We start from the raw sequence: 23,583 nt of genomic DNA on the forward strand, positions 1-23,583 counted from the left end.
TAATTTTTATAAACTACAACAAAATCAGTGTGATCTCTTATTTTTACGTCTCGTTTAGTCTGTTGCAATCAATATGCAGCGAGGGGCATAATCTGGGGCACTTACCATTTGATGATGACTATTATTCGATTACAGAGATGCTCTAATCATGAAACTCACCGCCCGACAGGTTGAAACCGCAAAACCCAAAGAAAAAACTTACAAGCTAGCCGATGGCGGTGGTCTCTATCTGGAGATCACGTCACGCGGATCTAAATATTGGCGCATGAAGTACCATCGCCCCACCGATAAAAAAGAAGACCGGATGGCGTTTGGTGTCTACCCTGCCGTGTCATTAGCCGAAGCTCGTGCTAAACGCGATGAAGCTAAAAAGCTGATGGCGCAGGGCATTGACCCTAAAGTAGAGAAAAAAAGTACGTCTTCTCCGGCTAAAGTGAACACCTTTGAACAAGTCGCCCGTGTTTGGCATGCCAGTAATAAGCGCTGGGATGAAAATTACCGTCAGATAATACTACATAACCTTGAAAAATATATTTTCCCCAGCATTGGCTCACGTGACATTACCACATTACGCACCAGCCAACTGTTAGCTCCAGTCAAAGCCATTGATGAACAGGGCAAGCATGATACCGCTCAACGTTTATGCCAACGTATCACTGCAATTATGCGATACGCCGTCCAGAATGATATTCTGGAATTCAATCCCGCTAACGACATGGCTGGCGCACTGACTACCGCAAAATGTCACCACCGCCCGGCGCTGCCCCACGAAGATTTACCTGATTTCCTGAGACGCTTATCCGCCTACCGTGGACGCTTAATATTCAAAATAGCCGTCGGGCTGACACTATTAACATTTGTTCGCATCAGCGAATTAAGATTCGCCCGCTGGCAGGAAATCGATCTTGAAAATGCCGTGTGGAAAATTCCTGCCACAAGAAAAGCCATTGAAGGCGTTAAATTCTCTGAACGGGGCATGAAAATGAAAACTGAGCACATCGTGCCGTTAAGCCATCAGGCGGTTCGGCTTATCAAAACCCTGCACAAACTGAGCGGTAACGGTGATGTGATGTTCCCCAGCGCTCACCATTCCACGAAAGTTATAGATGCAGCAACGGTTAACAGAATTTTACGCAGCATAGGCTACGACACTAAAATCGAGATATGTGGACACGGATTCCGCACAATGGCACGCGGGGCAATGGGGGAATCAGGCCTTTGGAGTGATGACGCTATCGAGCGCCAGCTCAGCCATATCGAACGAAACAGCGTCAGGGCAGCGTATATCCACACGTCTAAACATCTGGATGAACGGCGACTGATGATGCAGTGGTGGGCGGATTATCTGGACGCAAACCGGGAAAAATTCATCACGCCCTATGACTTCGCCAAACCGCTGCGCGACCGAAAAAACCGATAATGCAACCTAACAATTAATTCTCATCGGGAGAAAAAGAGTTAACGCTGTTCATTATGTCTTGTTTTTTTCAATAATCCGCCTGTCATCCAACAACGTCCACGATGAGCGCTCAAGGACTCGGTAACAGGAGAATAAAACATGACAATGGCAGCATTGAAAACCAGCATGATCCGTCTGCCGGAAGTGCAACGCAGAACGGGTTACAGCAAAGCGTGGATCTACAAACTGATTAGCGACGGAACATTTCCACAGCAAGTTAAAATCGGGCCTCGCTCAGTGGCCTTTATCGAAGCAGAAATTGATAACTGGATTGCTCAGCAGATCGCCGAATCACGGGCAGCATAACGAATAAGAGAACATGACATAAGAAGAAACGGACTATAAAACACAACGCCCCGAAGTGCGTCAACACTGCGAGGCGTTTCACCAACAATCATTAAGAAAGGTAAAAATGATGGCTGATACACAGTCTAACCAAACTCGTCCTAAATTTACACACCAAAAAGCATCAGGCAATCAAAAATTGTCTGATATCTCCCCTGCTCTCACTATGTTGGCGAATAGTGAACATGCAACGTCTTTGCTAGCTGGCTGTTCTTCCCTGATAGCTGTTTCTTTTCAGGAGGTGAGCCATGAGTAAGAAACCGATCTCACTAAAACAGGCACTACATCGTGCGAGTTTGGGCGTTTCACTCTTCTTGTTCATTAGCAAAAAAGCCAAAGATGAGCGCTGCGAAATCAACCTAAATAACCTGATTGCGCTGGTGCACAGCATTCATCATGAGGTTCACCGCGCCTTATTGAAACATGCACCGCAGCCGCCGATGAATAAATTATTAAATGGCCTTGTTCACAGAAAATCCGATTCATTGGATCAGGCATCGTTTCGGGCTGGTTTGTGCATGTCTTTATATGAAACCGTGCTTGAACAGGCCAACCAACACTGTTCGGAAGAGTTACGTGATTTGCTGTCGCTGGCCTGTGATATCAATCAGGAAGTCTACTATTCGCTTTATGCGGCAGTTAATGGTGAGGACGAGTGAACATGAGTCAGGGAAATACTAATCAGAAAAGCAGCCCGATTGATGTCATCCGAGCGGTGAAGCAATCCGCCGTCAATCATTGGCAAAACCTGTTACCCGCTTGTGGCGTTGATGTTCCGGTAAAGGGTAAGAATGGCGCTTGCCCGATATGCGGTGGCACTGACCGCTTTCATTTTATCGATGATCACCATCATGGCGACTGGCATTGTCGCCAGTGTGATGAACCGAATCACGGTGATGGGCTGGATTTGGTGGCGAGAACCAAAGGGATCACAATTTTTGAAGCCGCAAAAGTGGTTGCGGATGCTCTGGCGCTACCTTTCACGAAACTCAAGCCCGCCAAAGAAATCACTTATCCAACACAGCCGATTGCCGAAATAGTCGCCGCGTTGATGGCGCAAACTGTTACCGGGCAATCGCCCTATCTGACGACAAAAGGGCTGCAATATCCTAATCAGCGTTTGTTGGAAGACGGTTCATTATTAATCCCATTGATAACGCTGGATAAAAAAGTAACCGGTGCGCAGATCATTAAGCCCAATGGCAAGAAAAAATTACTGTCCGGCAGTCAAAAGAAAGGTGCATTTGTTGCGTTGTCAGCATTGAACGAGAATCCTGACACGCTGGTTATTACCGAGGGCTATGCTACAGCACTTACCGTTTATCAGTTCTATTATGGTGCTGTTCTGGCCGCACTGGATGCAGGTAATTTGCTTTCTGTTGCCAAAGCCGTCCGGGAATGCTGGCCTGATACGAACATCATTATTGCCGCAGATAACGACTGGCATCACCCCGATGAACTGGATAAGAGCGGTAAACCAAAAACAAATATCGGCAAGGTTTCGGCAGAGAAAGCCGCTCTTGCGGTGAATGGCTGGGTGACATTGCCACCTACAGAGCACAAAGCTGATTGGGATGATTACCGTCAGCGATATGGTATTGAGGCTGCGCATCAGGCATTCAGTAACGGGTTGTATCAGGTAGAAGAGAAAGCGTCAGTGGCAAAACCAGCGGTCATTCATTCAGATGAATGCCGGGAGAAAGAATACGATCCGTTAAAGCCTCATATTGATATTCGCAAGAACGGCATTTACTGGGTTGAGCCTAAAGAGCAAGGCGGCGAAATCGTCGAGATTGAAAAATGGCTCAGTGATTACATGGAGGTTGTTGGCATTGGTAATGATGGTAGCGAAGGTTATCTCATCATTAAGCTGCGTCAGGAAGGGACAGGGAAATGTATCGTTGAAGCTCTGCCACGCCGTGAAATCGGGATGCCTATTGGCTGGGCAAGATTACGTTCACGGGGCATGAACATTACCGTAAAAAACAGCCTGCTGCCTGTATTGGCTGAACATTTACAACGCAGCGGTGATCGCCGTGAATGGGTTGTGACACAAAAGGCTGGCTGGCATTGCGGAGCCTATGTGATGCCGGACGGTGAAATCATCGGTCAGCCTTATATGCCTGTCGCGTTCAGCGGTGGCACATCAGCAATTGCCGGTTATGTGGTCAGGGGAAGCACCGAAGAATGGAAAACACACGTTGCCTCATTGCTGCAAGGCAACCGCTCAATGATGCTGGGCGTACTGGTAGGGCTGGCTGCACCGCTTAACTCACTGACAGGCGGTAGTTGCTTTGGTGTGCATTTATTCGCTCAATCCTCAGCAGGCAAAACCACTAGTGTTGAGGCTGCCAGCAGTTTATACGGCGATCCCGAAGAACTGAAATTATCGTGGCACGGCACTAATCACGGTTTAAACAACGAAGCCGCCGCCCGTAATGATGGTTTCATGCCCATTGACGAAATCGGCCAAAGCTCCAACCCGAAAGAGGTTGCTAACAGCGCTTACAGCCTGTTTAACGGTGTCGGCAAAATTCAGGGAAAACGGGAAGGGGGGGAACCGTGCCGTGATCCGCTGGAAAATTGCCGCCCTTTCAACGGGCGAGGAAGATTTAGAAACATTCCTGATCAAAGGCGGGATCACGCCAAAGGCCGGACAGCTCGTCAGGCTGCTTAGTATGCCCTTTATTGATACTGAGTTTTTCAATGGCTATGAAGACGGTGATTCCCATGCAAGGGCAATCAAGCGAGAATCTAAACGCTATTGCGGTGCAGCCGGTCGTGAATGGATTTTATGGTTGTCTGAACATCAGGAGCAGGCCATTGAACTTATTACCCTTAAAGAGAAAGAATGGCTTGATGGCCTGCCAGAAGAAGCCTCAGCCCAAGTCAAGCGTGTGGCCGTGCGTTTCGCGTTACTGGATGCCACCGGAAAGCTGGCAACCCATATCACTGGCTGGAGTAAAGACGCGTGCCATGCTGCGATAAAGCAAAGTTTCGATGACTGGTTAGCGGATTTTGGTATCGGAAACCGGGAAAAGTATCAGGTTATCACGCGAACTCGTGACTTTATCCAGAAATACGGGCTGTCACGCTTTCAGCCTTATACTTACGGCAGGCCAAATGGTGATATTGATACATCACACGCCATGAGAATTAATGATCTTGCCGGGTATCTGGTGAACAACCGCCGTGATGATGGACAGGCGGAATATCATATTATCCCCAGTGTATTTGAAACAGAGATATTGCAGGGATTGCAGAAGAAATCGGGTTTTGAAGCCTTAGAAGAGGCCGGAATGTTGGTTAAAGCTGAAAAAGACCGCTTTATCAGTAAAACCATTTCAGTAAATGGCACTCAAGGGCGGTTTGTCGTACTGGTTTTCAAGGATGAAGATTAGCGTTCACGTAAGGTTAAAAAAACGTTGGGATAACGGGATATCGGGATAATAGAGGTTTATTTTAATAAATATCAGTTAGTTATCTGTATTTAAGTTATCCCGTGTTATCCCGCTCTATCCCGTAACATAGCGTGATTACAAATAAAGTCATATTGTGACAGTAGAGGTTATCCCGAAGAATATTCTTCTCTGGCGGGTTGTAATTAATTGAATTTAAATAAATTAAAAGTGATAACGTCCTGTCACGGGATAAGCTGGGATAACCTGGGATAGTTCAACCATATGAAATATATAATAAATATGTCATTTATCCCGTTATCCCGTGAAAATCAGTGTAGTTATATAGAGATAACCAATTGTAGTGGTTATGTTTTTCGGCTCTCCGTATTACCGGGTTAATGTATTAACCCGGTAATACGGAGAAGACAAGCGCAGCGCGTCAGTATCACTCGAAACAGATTCAAAATGATATTGTTGTCCGATTAAACGAAAAATATATCGACTCTATAGCAACTGACCGCCTTTTTTCGGAAGTTGAACTTATCATTCGAGTCCAAGTTTATTTTTTATTTCTCTTACCTTCGGAGTCAATGCAAAACAATCTTCCAATGGTTCTTCATCTAACGACCAATAATCAATAAGTTTCAGATGATATTGATGATTATTTAAAAGTAAATTAAGCACATTAGTAATTGACTCATCATTGCAATTTGCGTTTTGAGTTAAAAAGTCATTTGCAATATCTAACATCAGTTCCATTAAGGTACTTTTTTCCGGCTCAGAATATTTATTGTTTGAATAAGCAATAATATATTTATTCAACCATTCTGTAGTTCGATACTTTTCTGGCAATTCAAGTGCCCAATCCTGGGTAAAGCTATCCCCTTTGGGTAACCCTAAATCGTTGCATATACGTTCTGTTGTGTTCATTTATCGTCCTTTTAATCTAATTCGAATGTGAAGAGCTATATGGAAATGATGTTCTGACAGAACCATCTGATTTTACAATTATTCGTGCCATATCTGGTGTAATTTCTGTTCCATCAGGTAAATAGCCTCTACCTTTTACAGTTGTTGGTAGTGGGACGTCGTGAACCCCCGCCCCTTTTTGTTGAGTTGTTTCTGCAATAAAATCGGCAGCAGCTTGATCATCAAGATATTGACCCACTTGATGACCTTTTGCCCTAGCACGGTCAGCTAGTTGATTTGGTTTTAGCTTTTGCCCATGTTCAGAAAAGGTGTGGCCATATGTGGGCTTACTTTTCGGATTTCCCCATTTAAGTGAAGCACTCAAATAAACATAAACCGCCGGCACGCCTTCAATCGGGAAGACCAGAATATAATCCCGGAAATCACTTTCCTGTACTGGTGTGGTCGTCTTCGTTGGTCCGCGGTCTGTTCCATCCGATATCGGCGTTTCCGTCTTGTTCCCCGCCATTTCATTCGGATCTTGTTGCGGGTTAACCATAATCCCGTCCCGCCACGTTGGCTGTTCCGGGATTTCCAGACCGGGTGTTTGACCGGTCAGGCTCGGATCATCCAGCGGCACGGTGTTGACATTGATTGGCGTGCCACGCTGGTTAAAATATTGAGGCAAGTCCTGCGGTGATAATGCCTGATACATTGATGACGCTGTCGTGTACCAGACCAGTATAGGTGAATCCGCGCCATCCTCCCGAAATTCATAGGTTCCCGGGGCAGTTTGCTTCACATGACGCACTTTAACCGTATCCATACCACTTCCTTCGCGGGTATGGTAGCCAACCACCTTCACGTCTCCGGTCTTCTCATCCTCCACAAAACGATAGCGAACACGGGTTTCTGCACGGCCTTTTTGATCCGCCAGTTGTTTCAGTCTTTCGAGCTGGTGTTGAGCCGTGTCACTGTCAGCACCCAATACCCGTTTCATGGCCCCCCAAGCAGCTTGTGCCCGATCAGCCGGTGTGGAAGAAATGGCGGCCATGAACAGTTTCTCTTTCTCAGAAAGCCGTGGCGGCGCGCTTTGGGTTTCCCATGATCCCTCGTTATCACTGACCGTACCCGCCGCACCCGCAGCAGTGCTCAATGCCATCTGCGTCTCCATTGCCTGATACACCAGCGGATTGGCTTGTGCCGGTGGCACCACCTGATCAAGCAGCCACCCTATCGGCACCATATACCACGGCGGCGTGTTTTTATTCTGCGCCGCCGAAGCCTGCGATGCTGATGCGGGCAGGTAAACCTGCAATTGACCAAAATTGGCGGCGGGCTCGGTTTCTGTACCTGCATCGGTGCAACCCAAAGGTTGCAGGCAGGATTTGGCAAACACCGGTTTGGCAATACGTTCGACTGCAATCACATGCCGACAGTTATGTTCAGGCATGACTGTTATGCCCGAATATTCGGGGTCTGCGTAATATCTTGTTTGCAGGGCGGCGGCTGTCCAGCCTTCGATCGTCGGTAAGCCATCACTGAGTTCGCCCGGCATAATCGCGGGTGAAGAACCCAGCGTTTTTGTGGTTTTCACCGCTTCAGCAGCAGATTGTTCAATCAATTGGTCTGCCAGTTTCTGCGTCTCCACACGCAATGTCATGGGCAGCGATGATAAGTTTTCTTCCCGCAGAATTCCCTGACCATCCGTCACGCCACGGGCATTGATAACACCATCCCGGCTTTTCAGGTGATAGGGAATGCCGGCTAATGGTTTGCCCTGATTGTCCAGTAACTGAAATTCCAGCCAGTGCCTGAATTTATTGCAGGGAACACAATCCAATCTTCCTGTGTCACTCATTCGATTAAATCCTTTATTGATTAAGTCCGTGGCGCACCCATACCGCTGTCTGCCAGAAAGTCATTGAGGGTCAGTGCCTGTAAACGTGCACCCTGTTGGCGGTGCTGGTGCAGCCATTTTTCAAGGCGGCGGAGCAGGGCCCCTTCGGGGGTATCCAGTTTCAGTGCCTGTTCGCCCTGCGCTTCCCACAGTTCATACATCAGCGTTTTTGCGAGCCCTTCCAGCGCAAAATCGGACTGTTCCCACGCGGCTATCAGGTGCGGCTCCAGCACAAAGGGGCGTTCAGTCTGGCTGAACGGGCATTCTGCCGGACGAAGGAAAACCGTCGGCGTTGGCATATCTGCCATCAGTTCAGTGACCGGATTGAGCAGGGATGTCCAGTCCGTCGGTTGCATGGCAGGCATCAGTACCCGCAGGATGCGCGTATCCATCAGCCGGAAGACGACCTGTTCACCCCGCAGGGTCACGAGCTGGTGACGTTGCCAGTGGTCCAGTTGTGTCTGCCAGCCCGCGTCGCTACGGTATGCCCAGCCCCAACTGCCGTCGCTGAATGCGCGGCGGTCAAGCAGACGAGCAAGGGTGGGCAGGCATTCCGCTTTCGGCTGGATAAGCCACGGTCCCTGCTCCATCAGGTGGGCGAGCGGCGTGCCGTTATAGAGGGGAAACGCCTGTCCGACCCAATCATTCGCATACAAGGTGTTGACAGGGCCGGGGGCAGCAAGCGGGTTGACGATAAGGTAAACCGGCGATTTATCGGGTTCGCCAAGCCAGGTTGTCCAGCTTGTTTTCATGATTGGCCTCCCTGCGGCGCTTTAATGACCCAGGCAGCATTTTCCTGTGCCTGCAATGCGCAATATTTTTTGACCGGAAACTTCACCGCCGGCAACGCAGGCACGCCTTCCGGGAGTTGCAGCGTGATGCCCCGCCCGCTGCCGCCGGAGCCTTGTCCGACGTTAATCGCAGAGGACTGGATCCCCGCTGGTGTCACTTTGACAAAGCTACCGCCCACCTTTAAGGTAATTTCGGTTACCGCTTCCAGTATGATTTTGCCGTGACTTTTATGATGGGTTTCCTGCCCGCTTTCGGTGACCAGTGCATCACCGGCCTGAATATGCTGTGAGCCGGCGATACGGTGGGAAACATCCCCTTCGGTGGTGTATTTGCGTCCTCCCTTCACCTGCGAATGTTCATCGACCTGAATATCGCTGTAATGGTTATTGTCAATGCGCAGTTTCTGGTCATGCTTAATATGCCAAAGGACGTCATTTTCAATATGGCCGGTGAAGTCTTTCTGGGCGTGGATATAAACCTCTTCACTGCCTTTGGCGTCTTCAAAGCGCAGTTCGTTAAAACCTTCCCCTTTATGGGTCTGGGTCTTAAACGTGGTACGGGTCTTGGCAGCAGGTAAATCCAATGGTGGTCGGTTGACGGCATTGTAGACGCATCCCGTGACAATGGGCCGGTCAATATCGCCATTGAGGTAAGAGACAATCACCTCCTGCCCGATGCGCGGGATCGCCATAAAGCCAAAGCCACTGCCGTTCCAGCCCTGGGCGACCCGCACCCAACAAGAGGAGCCATCCCCCGGCTCATCATAGCGGTTCCAGTGAAAATGGACTTTTATCGCGCCGTCTTTATTGACGAAAATTTCTTCCTCTTCCGGCCCCACCACCGTTGCGCTTTCATCACCGTCAGCCAGCGGTTTGTAGTGGAAAGGCGGGCGCCAATCCGCCAGGCCATCCATAAAGCCGAATTGGTTGCTCAGCGTGGTGCCTCCGCCGCTGTTGTCTCCCAGCGCCTGCGGGCAGCGTCCGTGGTGGTGGATGGTGATAATCTGCCAGCGCGCATTCAATGGCGCGTGCGGGTGATTGTCGATTTCGAAGATTTTGCCTGGCATCAGTTTGATGCAGTTGCTGCCGCCGCTGCCGTTTTGACGCTGAGTATCAAACGCTTCATGGCGATATTTAACAAACGGGATTGCTGCCGCATCGCGTTGAAAACGGCCATAGCTTTCATAGATGGTATACGGGCTGGTTGCACCAAATTCCCGCAACGCCGGGCTGCTTTCCATATGGGAGAGGGCGTAAAACGGGTGGGCCGGGGTGTAATCTTTGTGGATACTGCGCAGCGGTGCCATGCCGACCCCCAGCCGCACCTGATAAAGGGTGTCGATACCGTGGGCCGTCTCCGGCTGCGGGTTGTATTGCAAAGGCAGGTTGGCCGTCATCCCCAGATGGCTGTCACTGAAAAATAACTTTTCATCCTCAAACCAGAAACTGATGCCTTCTTCCGCGGCCAGCCGGCAGAAAAACGCATAATCGGATTCCCGTTTCTGAGTGGTGTACTCCCTGCTCTGGTGCGCATCTTCCAGTTGCGAATCTGCCCGGACATGGTGCTTTTTCAGCAACAAACTCATGATATCCGGTACACTCTGGTGGTGGTAAATATGGCTGTCCTGATTGAGTGTCAGCCGCCAAAGGGAGGGGCGCACAGTGAAGGTGTACAGCGTTTTGTTACCATCGGTGCCTGCCCAATCTGCCTGGGCGATGATGCCGGTGATTTTGCGTTGCTCTGTTTCATCGTGAAACACCTGCAATACCGCTTGCTGCATCAAAAGTGCCGTTAAATCGATTTCTGGTTTCGGCTTAAAGGGATTGGCTGGTAGAGTCTGAACCAGTGTCAGGTTCAGGGTAAAAAGGTCAGAAAGTCCTTCCTGCAAGGCAAAATCCGCCACGGCAAAGGTATTTTCGGGTAAATTCCCTATCCGGCAAACAAAACGTAATCCACTTTTTGGCATGGTTATCTCCTTATTTTTCTGTTCTTACCGCATTACATTTCACTGCGCAGGCCGAGCTGCTGTTTGAATCCCCATAACACCGTCTGCTCACCCTGCCGATAAATTTCTAACAGGGTGAAATTATTCCGCACGACGAAACACGTCAGCAGCTGGTCAACCATCCGGCAGAACTGATACATGATGCCGTCATTTTCATAACACGCCGGATCAAGGTAAATATGCAAGGTGTTGCCATTAATCACGCGCCCCTGACCTGATTTGGTGTTGTCAAGACGGCTGCCCGGCTGGGCGTCAATATGGACAATGCCGTTAATGTGCTGCTGCATCCGGCGGCTGAGGGCGCGATCATGACTGGCATAACAATCATATAAACGGAGAAAATCTTTCAGTGATTCGGCATGGAAAAGCAAAAATGGCGGGCAGTTTAAGAGGTTGATCAATGACCAGTCTGATTTTCCCATCACCATCGGCGGAAAATCGGGGGAAACCGGCGTGATATTGCTCGCGTATAAATGCGCAGGCACCGATTCTTGTGTCAGCGTAATGTCACCGATACCCAGCTTCATGGCCTGCACATGGTAGCCGATGAAGTGGGCACATACGGACTGGGGTGACAGGTTATTCGCCGCTTTCCCATCTATCCCGAAAAAGTGTATCTGGTTGTAAAGGCGCCCCAGTAAATCGTCGGTTATCAGCGACTGAAAATAGACGTTATCGGGTTCACTGGCATCCAGCAGCCAGTCGTTTTTGACGTGAAACTGGCTAATGGGCAGAAAATGACAGGGCTTGCCACGCGGAGCGTTTCCCTGAGCATTTTTCTCACCCGGTTGTTTCGCGGTTTGGATGTTTTTAACACGAAAAAGCCGCTCCGTTTCGGCCAGCGGCAACGGATAACACGGGTTATCGGGCGTGAGTGAAATAGGCGGGCTGACCATCGACACCAGATGCACCGCCGGGACACAACCCAACTGAAAGGCATCACCCAGCTCATCGATTGGCAGCTCGCCTTGCAGGCGGATAACCAGCTCACAAGAACCATCTGGGTTTAATGCCAAATCGCGTTGCTCATTGATAGCTAACGTCATAAAGTTAAACACATGAGGCAGGCAATAAAACTCAGTCATCTGTTGCAGACGAGCGAACAGCAGGTTTTCCGTGGGCAACAGGGGCTGCCGTAAATTCTCAGCCCAGCCCAGAAACTGACTGTTTCGGAGTCTTTTTTCATCCTCTGTCGTGCGTAGGTAGACCTCATCAATGTGCGCATCCAGCCACAAACTTAGTTGTGCCGCCCGGTGTGGATCGGTGCCCAGAAAGAAATACAGCTTTCCACCTGACCAGGCTGCCGAGGTATTTCCTGTCCGGTGCAGCGTCAGCACAATATCACTGTATTCCCGTGTCTTTTGGATCTGTTTATCCCGCACCACAAACGGCTCGATATGCAAAGGGCGGCAGGTGTGAAACGGTAAATTCTGTTCCTCTTGTACCGCGGTTATTGGTGTGCCCTGTGGAATATTGACCGCGCCCTGATGAATACCCTTATGGGGGCTGAATTGAATGATCGTGGTCGGGGGGACGGGACGCAGGGCATGCGGCCAGATGCGATCCAACATTTCATGGGTAACTTGCGGAAAGTCGTCTTCAACGGTGCTACGTACATTTGAAGACAGGAGAGCAGTACCTTCCAGTAAACGCTGGATATCCGGGTCATTGGGATGATCCAGAAATGGGGCTAAATGCGGGTTTTCGGCGGCGACTAACTTCATCTTTTCGCGCAGGTAGGCCAGCTCTTGTAGGTACAGCGATTCCTTCCGATTTTTCATGTTTTTCTTCCATACAGAGGCATTCAAACTATTCACTTATCGGTATTTAATTGAAAATCTTTATGAATAATAAAGAAAATTTCGTTTCTTTGCTTATCGCGCGAAATTATACGTTAATTTAATTAATAAATTTCGATTTTTGTTTCAAATACAGAGTTTAAGCAACATTTTAAAATATAGGCTCAGCAACCCATTGACCTTATCCGGCTCAGCCGTTAGCATCTTTCCTGTACCTTAATGATCTCATCGCCTGCAAAGATCGCTTTCGGGTGGCGAAATAAAACTCCTGTAGCCTGAAAGGGAGAGCAAACATTGCGGTACATCTGCCCACCTTTGGAAGCAGATATTGTCAGACATAAAACCCTTGTCTGGCGATGAAGGTTTTTTAAACTAAAAAATACACCCAAAAGGTGTTTTTATATTGCCAATCAAGTGTAGTGAACATTAGATCATGCACTTATCTTTTATATCAACATAAAGCCTATTTTCCTTTATCTTCTATCTTCAATGGATAACAGGATGGCTCTCGTGCATCCGATTCATACTTCTCGCTATCTCTGCTTGAATTATTCAGCAGATAAATTTTCTGCACCTAAACGATTAACTCATTGCTCCCGTTTGACACTGAACCTTGCGGCGTTTTGCTGTGCCTGATGGCATTTCAACGTTGCATAACTTTTGCTGACTGTCTACGGAACTTAAAGGCGTCACTTTTTGCCGGTTTACCGCTGAAAGTGACGCCGCAGCCAAAGAACAATCGAACCCTGACAGGCTCACGCCTGCTTCACCACGCAGTGAATCTGACACTGCATTTTTAGATTGAAAAAGGAGAACTTGACGATATCGAGGCTGGCATTTAGCCAGTGGGGATGACCTGCACACGCAGGCGGCAGTACCGCGTACTCAACCGATACCCCGCAATACCTCAACCTGCGTTCACTCTGGCGCACAGATATCGATCAAGGGCAAAGCAGGCATTTTCTGTTTTGTCAGAACGGTCGCGCGCCAGAGATTGTAGGTTGTCAGGTATCAACAAGGGGAAGCTAATGAGCCGATTGATTAAGGAATTAAAATTTTTTGCTCGGAAGGCGGGCGGCAGTCATAAGACCTGTCATGACCGTATTCGGATTGCGGGGCGTTTGGGTGCGTTGTTACTGAGCCTGAATATTCAGGTCAAAAGCCTCAGGAATTTGAAAGCCAAACATGTAGAGCATTACGTTGATGCCCGTTTATCTCAGGGGATTGCTAAGCGCACAGTGCAAAATGAAATGGCTGCGCTGCGTAATATCTTCCGCATGGCAGGCCGGGAAAAACTGGAAACTTCGCCACGCTTGAGTAATCAGGCATTGGGATTAAGCGGCACCAGCCGCTCTGGGACAAAACAGGCGATCCCTGATGCCACGTTTCAGGTTGTTTATCAGAAGGCGCTTGTACGTGATGCCGGATTTGCTGTCACATTGAAACTGGCTCGTTTGCTGGGGTTACGTTCTCAGGAAGCGGTGCAATGCAGTGCGTCACTGAAAAGCTGGCGAAAACAGTTAGACCAACCAGAGCCGAAACTGCATGTTGTTTTTGGTACAAAAGGTGGCCGACCAAGACAAACCCGCGTATTGGATATTGTAGCGGTGAAAGAAGCGGTTGAGCAGGCAATGACTATCGCAGAACAACGTGGCGGCAGGTTGATTGACAGACCAGATCTCAAGCAGGCCATGAACTATTGGCGGACACAGACCACAAGGATTGGTTTAACCGGCTGTCATTCGCCTCATAGTCTGCGCTATGCGTGGGCGCAGGATGTCCTGAGTTTTTACCAACAGAATGGTTTTAGTCGGCAGGAAGCAAGAGCATTGGTATCAATGGATTTAGGGCATGGTGATGGTCGCGGGCGTTACGTTGAACGGGTTTATAGCCGTTAAACTTAGCCGTTCAGTTATTGAGTAAGCTAAAACAATCAGTTAAAGTGTCCCCGCCATTAGCCAAATCTAATGGTCGGGGCTTCGCATCCCTGAAATAGCTACCCACTGGTAGGATTTTTCTACCAGTGCGCCTGTTTACACCCATTCAATGGTGGTTCAGGTAGGGGAGGTTTCGACCTCGCCGGAGGGTAGCTACCGGTAATGCGAACCCTGCCTTGAATCACCACCATCAATATTAATGAATGGAAAGGGGTAACAGGAATGAATAACAATAATATTCAAAATGACTGGCATCAGGCCGACATTATCGCCGCATTGCGCAAACGCGGGACAACCTTAGCAGCGGTTTCTCGTGAGGCAGGACTCAGTTCATCGACACTGGCAAATGCATTCAGCAGACCATGGCCGAAAGGTGAATGGATCATTGCAGATTATCTTGGCATCCATCCCTCAGAGATCTGGCCGAGTCGTTATTTCGATTCTTATACTGGTGAATTATTAGAAAGGAAAGCCCGCTCTAAGCCACAGGAATAATCCACTTCAATTTGTGATCAATGTCGTAAAAATGAATATTTTTTATTTCAAGCCCTGAGCGTAAAATGGCAGCAAAATCTGACCATTTTTAACCCTCAAGGCTTTTTTGTTTTAAAGTGATTGAAAATCACACAATTAATGATATAAATAATAAAAATCAGCCATATATGAAAAAAAAATAAACAAAAAAATCTTGGGGCATTAAAAGGGGCATAAAAGGACATAAATATAATATACCTTTTATATTCAACTAATTATACTTGTTTCTGATTCCTGCAATTGCAGGCGGGTCTGAGGGAAGGTACTGTTGGCTTTCAGGTACACCGCCCCGCCGGCACTTTGTACCCGCAATGTATCACTGAGTGACAGCGGCAAACCGATACGGACATTCCGGTCAGCAAAAATAATGCGTTCCTGACCGACCTTGAGCGCCACCGATAATGGAATACGTTCCCATGTCATCAGCTCATCAGCCTGTGTGCCGACGCTGAACAATAACAAACTGACCCATCCCAGCCAGCGGCCAAATGACACTCTGCTCATTGAAATACGCCCTTTTTCTCTGCCAAAGGTTGCGGCATGGCTTCCAGCCGCTGGGGCATCCCGTCGTAACAATCCAGTGCCAGTCCGAAGGGATTACGCTCGGCATCCCCTTCCCAGCGCACCACTTTCAGCGGATAACGCACCCGTGCCCGTTTAACCGGTTCAGCGTGATAATATTCATCGGCCACCAAATCCAGCCGGACTACCCAGTTATCCCGGTCACGCACCGTCACACTGCGCGTCCCAAAGCCCCGACCGGGAATTTCATACACCACGCGCACCCGGTCGAGCAGCTCACCGCTGTCAGCCCGGGTTCTGGCATCTTCACGCAGAAAATCCTGACAGGCCGGCGTCAGATAAGGGGAAAGCGCATAAATTTTGGCCGGATAGTCCTGTGCCCCGTTTTTCGGCCAGGCATTCAGTTGCTGGAAAATATAAAAGGCAAAGCTGTAGACACTGGGGGCGGGGATTTCCCACCACGGACGGGTGCTGCCGGTGCGTAAGTCCGGCGGGTTATGGATGGTGAGATTGCGTGGTGACGCCATCCAGCCCGTCAGGCTCAACAGCAAGACCAACACTAAAATGCCGCACGCCACTCGCAGGGTCAGAATATGCTGATCCCGGTTTTTCACCGCATGACGAAACCGGCTCATCGCGCTCTCCTGCTTCGGCGCAACGACCAGCCCCGGGCAGCCATAATCAAGGCCGGATCACCGAGACCCTGCCGGCGTTTTTTCTCTTCCAGTTTCAGCCAGAGATAATTTTCCGGCTTGCCACGTTTAACATGCGCAAGCCAGCGCCCGCCAAAGCTCACCAGTAACAGGGGCATCACCAACATGCCGGTCGGGATCATGACCCAACCGGCTAAGGGAAGCAGGAGAAGACTGACGGCCAGTCCGAGCACGATCCCGGCCAGGGCGGTCAGTCCCATCTCCGGCGTGGTAAACCCGCGAAACACCACCGGTTCGGCGTTTAAACGGTCAGGTAAGAAAGCGATCGTCTGCATGGTGACCACCTAAAAGATAATGCTGGCCGACTTCGACAGCAGCCAAATCACGGCCACCAACAACACCACGCCGACCACGACGATGGCGCCAAACTGGGTCCAGGTTGATTTGCCATCCCGCACTTCGGAAAAGGTTTCGACAGCAGCTGAGGCCACTTTAAAAAACGCGACTGCCGAGAGGATCAACCCGCCAATCACAATGCCATCCTGCGCGTACCCTTTCGCCTGTCCCAGCAATCCGCCTCCGCCGCCACTTTTCGGCGGTTCGATATAGCAGAATCAACATAACCTGACACACTCGATGTGCTCGGTGAACACCTCATCAACTGAACATCTTTTTTGTCTTCTTATCGCTTTTGCCCCACCCCATTTGTGTTCTATGGGATTCAAGTCCGGACTATAAGCGGGCAGCCACTCTAATTGATATTGACTCTCTGCTATCGCTTGTATCGTATCAAGTCGTTTATGAAAACGCGCATTATCCATGACTATCACGGCACCGTGTGGGAGTTTGGGCAATAAATCCTGCGTCACCCACGCATGAAAGACATCGGCGTTAATGTTGCCAGTAAATAAGCTTAAGGTGATGAACGTATTTTCGAGAATGGCTCCAATCACGTTAATACGGCCTTTCGCGTGCCAATCCTGTGTACCAAAACAACGCTGCCCTTTCTCTGAATACCCGTATATCCGTGGCATTGACTGCGCGAAACCACTTTCATCCAAATACACAATCGGTTTGCCTTCCTGTTTATAGCCGCTGATGCGCTCGACAAACGCCTGACGAAGCTGAGGATCAGCGCGAGGATGTTTTAAGGTTTTTTTTATGAGTGAGGCGAAGCCGTTTCAACGCGTAATGAATCGCCGATTGTGAGACCCCTAAGCGCTTTGCTCTTTCCCATTGATAGTCATCAGGAAAATTTTGGACATCCGCGATGAGCACCTCATCAGGAATTTTCATGGGAGGCTTATCACGCGTCATGCAAGGTTCTATTTTATGACTCCACCGGAACAGGGTACGAATAGAAATCTCAAAATGGGCACTCGTTTGTTCGAAAGTCAACGAATGCTTATCTTTGTATGCCAGTACTCTTTTTCGAAAATCTAGACTGTAACCCATTTCACTTTATGCCTTGTCATTTTGGATTTGGATATTATGACATATTAGTATGATTTTGCTATATCCGACGGTGATATTGTTGCCGGCGGCAATAGTGCTGGGTATAGCGGTGGTGATCACCACCTCGATGTTTAAGAAGTATATATAGCGCTGCACGATGGAATGCAAAACGGTTTTTTGTTTTGTATTCCATCGTCAGCAGACAAGCCGCACGGCGGCGCGTCAGTGATTGTTATACGTATCTGAGACTTCTTTTTTTTGTCAGGTTAACTTTATACTGTGTTATTTGGGTGATATTATTACACTAAGATATCCCATTAAATAAATGGTTTTTAATATGAAAGAGTTAGAGTTAATCGCACAAAAACTGATTGAACAAAACGAAGAAGAACAATGCCGGAAAAAGGAAGAAGACAAAGTATTAATCAGTAAACTCGTTGAAATCTATGACCAAAAATATGTTGCTGAGGCACTTCGGGCTATTAGTCATAGCGACTGGACTCGTGAAACACTTAATCGCTGGTTAAATGGTAAGATGGTGCAAAAGCAATTAACTGAACTGGAAGTACAGATGCTCAATAGTTTGTTGCCATCACCGCCTGAACACCATCCAAATTACACTTTTCGTTTTATTGACCTGTTTGCTGGCATTGGTGGGATCAGAAAAGGATTTGAAGACATTGGCGGGCAATGTGTATTCACCAGCGAATGGAATAAGGATGCCGTTCGTACTTACAAAGCAAACTGGTATTGCGATCCTGAAGAGCATGTCTTTAATTCTGATATCAGGGATATAACTCTGAGTCATGATATTTCTGTCAGTGATCAAGAAGCATACCAAAATATAGATCGTGAAATCCCCAATCATGATGTATTACTGGCAGGTTTCCCTTGTCAGCCTTTTTCTCTTGCAGGAGTATCAAAGAAAAATTCATTAGGCCGTGCTCATGGTTTTGAATGTGAAACGCAGGGAACATTGTTTTTTGATGTAGCCCGGATCATTGCTGCCAAAAAACCGGCCATTTTCTTGCTGGAAAATGTGAAAAACCTGAAAAGCCATGATAAAGGGAAAACTTTTCGGGTTATTGTGCAGGCATTGGATGAATTGGGATATTCAGTTGCAGATGTTGAACATAACGGGAAAGATGATCCAAAGATTATTGATGGTCAAAATTTCCTGCCACAACATCGTGAACGTATTGTTCTGGTTGGATTCAGGCGTGACCTGAATATTCACCAGGGATTTACCCTCAGAAACATGAATCAACTTTTTCCTGCACAAAGACCGACTCTTAAAGAATTACTGGACAGTAATGTTGATAAAAAATATATCCTTACTCCTGCGTTATGGAAATATTTATACAACTACGCGAAAAAACATCAGGCAAAAGGAAATGGTTTTGGTTTTGGTCTGGTTTTCCCTGATAACCCGAATAGTGTTGCCCGCACCTTATCCGCCCGTTACCATAAAGATGGCTCTGAAATACTTATCGACCGGGGTTGGAACAGGGAGCTTGGAGAGAGGGATTTTGACAATGAAGAAAACCAGAAAAACAGACCAAGAAGGCTGACACCTCGCGAGTGTGCACGTTTGATGGGATTTGAATCACCCGGTGGCACAACTTTTCGCATTCCCGTATCGGATACTCAGGCCTATCGGCAATTTGGCAACTCTGTGATTGTTCCTGCTTTTGCTGCTGTAGCTCAGTTACTGGCACCTTATATTGCCAAAGCAATTGCGCTAAAAAACAGCAAAAAAGTGGCATAAGGTCTGATTATGGCTGATGTTCACCCTTCTGCAATTCGTAGCAAGAATATGAAAGCAATACGAAATTGTGACACAGCCATTGAAATAAAGCTGGCAGCGATCCTTGAAGATGCTGGCTTTCAGTTTCGGACACAGGTAAAAGAATTACCGGGAAAACCTGATTTTGTAATCGATGAATACCGAAAAATTATTTTCACTCATGGGTGTTTCTGGCATCACCATGAGTGCTATCTGTTTAAAGTCCCGATGACCAGAACCGAATTTTGGATGAACAAATTTGAGAAGAATGTATTACGGGATAAAGCTATTAATGAGAAGCTCAGGAGTGATGGCTGGCACGTTATGGTTATCTGGGAATGTGCTATAAAAGGCAGATTCAGATTACCCGTTCAGGAATTATCTGAAAGAATAGAAGAGTGGATTTGTGCAGGCAGTGATTCTGTAGAAATTGATACTAAAGGGATACATAATAAAAATGTTTGAGCAGTTATCTGATCATTTCGAAGTCGCAGTTGCAAAATATCTTTCGGCTGTTGATGTTGATCCTAAAAAATCAAATCAACATGAAATTGGTGGATTGGTCAAAGCAGGATTTTCAAGATATCTTCCCGTTCCCGAACGAGGGGAAAAAATATTTTTTAAGGCAACGCTGACTTATATTGCCGGAGAAGATAGCGAGCCGGTCATCTGTGAAGATCAATTAACGTGGTACGATACTCGTTATAACCAGCCAAACAGATCAGCTGAATATCGTATGTATTATAAAACGAATCCTGTTTCATCTTTGATGAATGAAGGTGATTTTTTTCTAATTATCAAACGTAATAATGGCGATTTGCTGCTTATTATAACTCCCCCGGGATCTTCAGTTGAATTGCAGCTGAATACTTTATTTGGGTTGGGTAATATTGGTCATCATTTTTCCCGATCTTCGATTGAGGAAAAATCACTTATCCTTCCGGTCAGGATGTTATTTGAAGACCTGGGAATAGAACTTGAAGAACCTGAATGTAAAAATGAAAATTTACTGGAAACATTATTAAGGCATTTTCCGGCTGGTTTTCCTAAGTCAAAAGAATTTTCTTTACTGGCAAGGGAAATGGCCTCAGGTGAACCAATAAATGAACCCGATAATACACTGATGCTATGGATGGAACAGGAAGAAAAATTATTTAAAACATATGAACGTTATCAGGTAGCGAAAAAATTATCGCAGGGATTTGGAGAGAATGGGAATGATGTTGATGAATTTATTCATTTCTCATTGAGTGTTCAGAACAGGCGAAAATCCCGTGCTGGTTTTGCCTTTGAAAATCACCTGGATCATCTTTTCTCATTGCATAATCTGCAATTTCAACAGGGTTCTGCCAAAAATATAACAGAGAATAAGTCTAAACCCGATTTTCTTTTTCCATGTTTTTCTGCTTATCATGATAAATTTTTTCCTCAGGAAAAGTTGCGATTGCTTGGCGCAAAAACGACATGTAAAGATCGCTGGAGACAAGTATTGGCTGAAGGAGACCGAGTGGCACGTAAGCATCTGATAACGATGCAGCCAGGGATAAGTGAACAACAGCTGACAGAAATGAAGAGTAAATCGCTACAGTTAGTGGTGCCTGAATCTGTTAAGTCATTCTATCCAACATCCTGTGCCAATGATTTACAGAATATTATGGAGTTCATTACTGAGATCAAGGAAATCCAAAGATTAACTCAATGACTTTGCAAACAGAACACTGTACTGCATTTATGTAAGTACCTTTTCTCTGAGGTGACCATTCAGGTGGTCACCATGCTCCGCACCTGTCATTCCACAAGGTGCTATATGTCATATTTTCTTTTGTCACTCATTCTGCAGCCTATTGAAGATACTTTGACGGCACATTCACCACCTGTGTCATCCATTCAAACCAGTCACAGGCTTTACAGGCTTGGGTATCCAGCTTCGGATCGAAATGATAGTGATGATGCGAGATATCTTCACAATATCCCACAAAAGGCTGATCAATACGGTGAAGCTGAATAGCCGCCGCTTGCTCTTTCGAATCAGGAAAAAATGCCCCACCGATTTCCGCAAACATGTCGGTATCATCCTGCTGTGCGTCACAGTGTTCGCAATGGTTTATCCAGTGTTGCCTGCGCAGCCGTTGGCTGACCGCTTTGCGCAGCGTGTGATGAAAACCGGGCAGCACGCTACGCACCATAGTGGGAATGTCGGCGACATAAAACAGAAACGCCGGGCTGTCCTGCTCTGAGTAGTCAACTTCAGTGTGGGTTTCGTCGTCATCGTCATCGTCATCATCCGCTTCCAGCATGTTATGCCCGGCAGGCAACATAAACGCGGTGACGGTGGTGTGTTCCTGGCAGTGTGGGCACGGTGTCCGGGTCTGGGCGAGATACCAGAAAGCCGCATGCACATTGTAGAACGGCAACCAGTTCATAAATGGAGTCGGGTCAAAACTATCGTCGATATACCAGATTTGAGCGGCTGCATCCCAGTGTGCACCCAGTTTGCGGGCCTTCTCGTGTTCTTCATCGGGGACATTTAAATCAATCCGCAGCATATTACTTCCTTTATTCTTCATGGTTAAGGTTTGGCTGAATACGTTAGTCAGACTATTTAGCTAATTTTCAGGTCATGCACCCAATAGTTAGATAACCTTTGGAAGATAGTATTCACGCTCAATGAAAGTGCCTATCACTTTGTCATGCATTTCTTCGGATTTGGAATAACAGATCGTTTTCCGATTCAGTCTCTTGATGCGAGTACGTAAGGTCAGATTGGTTCTTTCGATACGTTGAGTAAATTTCTTCCCTCTAAAGTGTTTTTCCTCAGAAAGGCAATCGTAAACGGCATAATTATCGGTACAGAAAAATTGAATTTCGAAAGGAGCCAGAAGTGCCAGCAATTTGCTCAGTGTTTTCCTGCTGCGATCCCCCAATACGTGCGCGATTATTTGCTTTTGCTCCGGTTCCCAGGCATACCAAAGCCAGCGCTGATTCTTCTTGTTACCGACAAAAGACCATTGTTCATCAATTTCGCAGATAATATGAATATTATTTGCGGCCAGCGGCAGTGTAGTTACCTGTCTGGGTTCGAGTTTTTTAGGGTACGAAGAACGGTGTTGATACCCACCTTCAGGACACGAGCGGTGTCTCTGATACCGCCATTATTCGCAGCCATATCCACAATCTGATCTTTCATTCCGGGTTTGCAGGCTTGGTAGGTGTAATTCAGTTGAAAGGTTTTACGGCAGGCATAACAGTGATAACGCTGATGTCCGCTGCTTCCTTTTCCATGCCCTTTGACCTCTTCCGCTTTGTGACAGTAACGACAAACCACATCAACTTTAGCCATATCTCACCAGTAATAAAAAGTGGGGAGTTTACTACAACAATCTAATGATTGGGAGCATGACCAATTTTCACCAAAGCATAAAGAGTTTATTGCTGACCGCCGCTAAAAAACGCCGCATCCTTGGCATTTTGGAACCCATCATAAGGTGAGTGTTTATGCGCGGTGGCTTTTCGATATCCTGTTCTGCCTGCCTGCTGGGGCTGGCTGTGTTGTGTCTGCCGCTGGCGCAAGCGGCCGAAAAAGACGAACTGGCGAATGCAAAACGTCTGATTGAGCAGGTGCAGATAGCACTGGAACGCGCCAGCATCGCAGAAAATCAGTCTGATACAGCAAAATACCCGCGTTATGACTTTGACTATCAGCGTATCAAAACCGACCTCAACACCCTCAAAGCGGGCATTGATCACTACCTCATGCCTTCCCGCGACCAGCCCCAGGGATCCGGCACATTATCCGGCCATTACCGTCAGGAAAATTCGCAATGACCCCGGCACAACGTAATGCCTTTGAAGTGGCCTCCGGCCATTTTGATATCACTTTTCTGTATCTGGTGTGCGTCGGGTTTTTCCTGGCCACCTTGTTTTTCTGGGCGGCCTGGGCGGCGATGGATGTCTGGCAAGGCTGGGCGAATGAAAAAGTGCGTAATGAGACCCTCAGCCAGTTTGCCCTTCGAACTGCGGTATTGCTGGTCGTGGCTGTCTGGATGTTTGCCAGTTAATACAGCGAGCATAATGAAAAGGAACAGA

25 protein-coding genes and 3 pseudogenes are annotated in these 23,583 nt (G+C 47.5%); 14 read left to right on the forward strand and 14 right to left on the reverse strand.

What is annotated here, in order from left to right:
- The first annotated feature begins 148 nt into the window (after positions 1–148).
- From PXH59_RS19195 to PXH59_RS19220, 6 genes are all read left to right on the forward strand, one after another.
- A complete protein-coding gene (locus PXH59_RS19195; protein WP_285809762.1) occupies positions 149–1,420 on the forward strand; it encodes a tyrosine-type recombinase/integrase in 1,272 nt (423 codons plus the stop codon).
- A 138-nt stretch (positions 1,421–1,558) separates the two neighbouring features.
- A complete protein-coding gene (locus PXH59_RS19200) occupies positions 1,559–1,765 on the forward strand; it encodes a helix-turn-helix transcriptional regulator (protein WP_047770844.1) in 207 nt (68 codons plus the stop codon).
- A 109-nt stretch (positions 1,766–1,874) separates the two neighbouring features.
- The gene (locus PXH59_RS19205) at positions 1,875–2,060 is read left to right on the forward strand and encodes a hypothetical protein (RefSeq protein WP_047770843.1); all 186 of its coding nucleotides are present in this window, start codon (positions 1,875–1,877) and stop codon (positions 2,058–2,060) included.
- Positions 2,053–2,463 (forward strand): hypothetical protein, encoded by a 411-nt coding sequence (locus tag PXH59_RS19210; protein WP_083446759.1) that lies wholly within the window; start codon positions 2,053–2,055, stop codon positions 2,461–2,463. Before PXH59_RS19205 ends, PXH59_RS19210 begins: the two co-directional genes overlap by 8 nt.
- 2 nt (positions 2,464–2,465) lie before the next feature.
- Positions 2,466–4,481, forward strand: coding sequence for a DUF927 domain-containing protein (locus PXH59_RS19215; protein WP_285809765.1), 2,016 nt, complete (start codon positions 2,466–2,468; stop codon positions 4,479–4,481).
- Positions 4,372–5,205 carry a hypothetical protein gene (locus PXH59_RS19220; protein ID WP_285809766.1) on the forward strand — a complete coding sequence of 278 codons (834 nt, stop codon included), beginning with the start codon at positions 4,372–4,374 and terminating at the stop codon, positions 5,203–5,205. The genes PXH59_RS19215 and PXH59_RS19220 overlap by 110 nt, the downstream gene beginning before the upstream one ends.
- 543 nt (positions 5,206–5,748) lie before the next feature.
- Here the strand turns inward: PXH59_RS19220 and PXH59_RS19225 are convergent.
- The 6 genes from PXH59_RS19225 to PXH59_RS19250 all read right to left on the reverse strand — a co-directional run bounded on the left by PXH59_RS19225 (position 5,749) and on the right by PXH59_RS19250 (position 13,399).
- On the reverse strand, positions 5,749–6,135 hold the full coding sequence (locus tag PXH59_RS19225; protein WP_285809768.1) for a hypothetical protein: 387 nt from the start codon (positions 6,133–6,135) through the stop codon (positions 5,749–5,751).
- A 16-nt stretch (positions 6,136–6,151) separates the two neighbouring features.
- Positions 6,152–7,975 carry an S-type pyocin domain-containing protein gene (locus PXH59_RS19230; protein WP_285809769.1) on the reverse strand — a complete coding sequence of 608 codons (1,824 nt, stop codon included), beginning with the start codon at positions 7,973–7,975 and terminating at the stop codon, positions 6,152–6,154.
- A gap of 20 nt (positions 7,976–7,995) precedes the next feature.
- Positions 7,996–8,766, reverse strand: a complete 771-nt coding sequence (locus PXH59_RS19235; protein WP_285809772.1) for a DUF4123 domain-containing protein — start codon at positions 8,764–8,766, stop codon at positions 7,996–7,998.
- A complete protein-coding gene (locus PXH59_RS19240; protein WP_285809774.1) occupies positions 8,763–10,772 on the reverse strand; it encodes a type VI secretion system Vgr family protein in 2,010 nt (669 codons plus the stop codon). The genes PXH59_RS19235 and PXH59_RS19240 overlap by 4 nt, the downstream gene beginning before the upstream one ends.
- 32 nt (positions 10,773–10,804) lie before the next feature.
- The gene (locus tag PXH59_RS19245) at positions 10,805–12,592 is read right to left on the reverse strand and encodes a type VI secretion system baseplate subunit TssF (protein WP_285809775.1); all 1,788 of its coding nucleotides are present in this window, start codon (positions 12,590–12,592) and stop codon (positions 10,805–10,807) included.
- A 600-nt stretch (positions 12,593–13,192) separates the two neighbouring features.
- A complete protein-coding gene (locus PXH59_RS19250) occupies positions 13,193–13,399 on the reverse strand; it encodes a hypothetical protein (RefSeq protein ID WP_285809777.1) in 207 nt (68 codons plus the stop codon).
- 239 nt (positions 13,400–13,638) lie between these two features.
- Here PXH59_RS19250 and PXH59_RS19255 point away from each other — a divergent pair, with 239 nt between their 5' ends.
- A complete protein-coding gene (locus tag PXH59_RS19255; protein WP_285809778.1) occupies positions 13,639–14,508 on the forward strand; it encodes an integrase domain-containing protein in 870 nt (289 codons plus the stop codon).
- A 261-nt stretch (positions 14,509–14,769) separates the two neighbouring features.
- Entirely contained in the window at positions 14,770–15,042 is a 273-nt protein-coding gene (locus PXH59_RS19260; protein WP_047770835.1) for a helix-turn-helix domain-containing protein, read from the forward strand.
- Between the two features lie 252 nt (positions 15,043–15,294).
- Here PXH59_RS19260 and PXH59_RS19265 read toward each other — a convergent pair.
- From PXH59_RS19265 to PXH59_RS19290, 6 genes and pseudogenes are all read right to left on the reverse strand, one after another.
- Positions 15,295–15,504, reverse strand: a pseudogene (locus PXH59_RS19265) (DUF3438 family protein); the annotation flags it as partial.
- A 77-nt stretch (positions 15,505–15,581) separates the two neighbouring features.
- Entirely contained in the window at positions 15,582–16,238 is a 657-nt protein-coding gene (locus PXH59_RS19270) for a PFL_4703 family integrating conjugative element protein (RefSeq protein ID WP_285809779.1), read from the reverse strand.
- Positions 16,235–16,591 carry a TIGR03750 family conjugal transfer protein gene (locus tag PXH59_RS19275; RefSeq protein ID WP_285809780.1) on the reverse strand — a complete coding sequence of 119 codons (357 nt, stop codon included), beginning with the start codon at positions 16,589–16,591 and terminating at the stop codon, positions 16,235–16,237. Before PXH59_RS19275 ends, PXH59_RS19270 begins: the two co-directional genes overlap by 4 nt.
- A 9-nt stretch (positions 16,592–16,600) precedes the next feature.
- Positions 16,601–16,861 (reverse strand): annotated as a pseudogene (locus tag PXH59_RS19280) (TIGR03745 family integrating conjugative element membrane protein); the annotation flags it as partial.
- Between the two features lie 9 nt (positions 16,862–16,870).
- The gene (locus tag PXH59_RS19285) at positions 16,871–17,419 is read right to left on the reverse strand and encodes an IS630 family transposase (RefSeq protein ID WP_285811610.1); all 549 of its coding nucleotides are present in this window, start codon (positions 17,417–17,419) and stop codon (positions 16,871–16,873) included.
- On the reverse strand, positions 17,388–17,711 hold the full coding sequence (locus PXH59_RS19290) for an IS630 transposase-related protein (protein ID WP_285808283.1): 324 nt from the start codon (positions 17,709–17,711) through the stop codon (positions 17,388–17,390). Before PXH59_RS19290 ends, PXH59_RS19285 begins: the two co-directional genes overlap by 32 nt.
- Positions 17,712–17,766: 55 nt before the next feature.
- Between PXH59_RS19290 and PXH59_RS20145 the strand changes: the two are divergent.
- From PXH59_RS20145 to PXH59_RS19305, 4 genes and pseudogenes are all read left to right on the forward strand, one after another.
- Positions 17,767–17,859, forward strand: a pseudogene (locus PXH59_RS20145) (TIGR03747 family integrating conjugative element membrane protein); the annotation flags it as partial.
- Between the two features lie 189 nt (positions 17,860–18,048).
- Positions 18,049–19,479: a DNA cytosine methyltransferase gene (locus PXH59_RS19295; protein WP_047771927.1), complete on the forward strand. Its 1,431-nt coding sequence runs from the start codon at positions 18,049–18,051 to the stop codon at positions 19,477–19,479.
- A 9-nt stretch (positions 19,480–19,488) separates the two neighbouring features.
- Positions 19,489–19,962, forward strand: coding sequence for a very short patch repair endonuclease (locus tag PXH59_RS19300; RefSeq protein WP_047771929.1), 474 nt, complete (start codon positions 19,489–19,491; stop codon positions 19,960–19,962).
- On the forward strand, positions 19,955–21,199 hold the full coding sequence (locus PXH59_RS19305) for a type II restriction endonuclease (protein ID WP_047771930.1): 1,245 nt from the start codon (positions 19,955–19,957) through the stop codon (positions 21,197–21,199). The genes PXH59_RS19300 and PXH59_RS19305 overlap by 8 nt, the downstream gene beginning before the upstream one ends.
- 139 nt (positions 21,200–21,338) lie before the next feature.
- Here PXH59_RS19305 and PXH59_RS19310 read toward each other — a convergent pair whose 3' ends face one another.
- The gene (locus tag PXH59_RS19310; protein ID WP_285809783.1) at positions 21,339–22,043 is read right to left on the reverse strand and encodes a DUF5710 domain-containing protein; all 705 of its coding nucleotides are present in this window, start codon (positions 22,041–22,043) and stop codon (positions 21,339–21,341) included.
- 87 nt (positions 22,044–22,130) lie between these two features.
- Positions 22,131–22,837, reverse strand: a protein-coding gene (locus tag PXH59_RS19315) for an IS1 family transposase (protein WP_285808308.1) whose coding sequence is annotated in 2 segments (ribosomal slippage) — positions 22,131–22,588 and positions 22,588–22,837 — 708 coding nt in all. Because the reading frame shifts where the segments join, the coding sequence is not laid out codon by codon here.
- Between the two features lie 155 nt (positions 22,838–22,992).
- Here PXH59_RS19315 and PXH59_RS19320 point away from each other — a divergent pair.
- Positions 22,993–23,322, forward strand: coding sequence for an integrative conjugative element protein, RAQPRD family (locus PXH59_RS19320; RefSeq protein WP_285809785.1), 330 nt, complete (start codon positions 22,993–22,995; stop codon positions 23,320–23,322).
- Positions 23,319–23,555: a TIGR03758 family integrating conjugative element protein gene (locus PXH59_RS19325; protein ID WP_285809786.1), complete on the forward strand. Its 237-nt coding sequence runs from the start codon at positions 23,319–23,321 to the stop codon at positions 23,553–23,555. Before PXH59_RS19320 ends, PXH59_RS19325 begins: the two co-directional genes overlap by 4 nt.
- Positions 23,556–23,583 lie beyond the last annotated feature (28 nt).

Origin of the sequence: Xenorhabdus bakwenae, assembly GCF_030272115.1 — a bacterium.
In the GTDB taxonomy this organism is placed as follows: Bacteria; Pseudomonadota; Gammaproteobacteria; order Enterobacterales; family Enterobacteriaceae; genus Xenorhabdus; species Xenorhabdus bakwenae.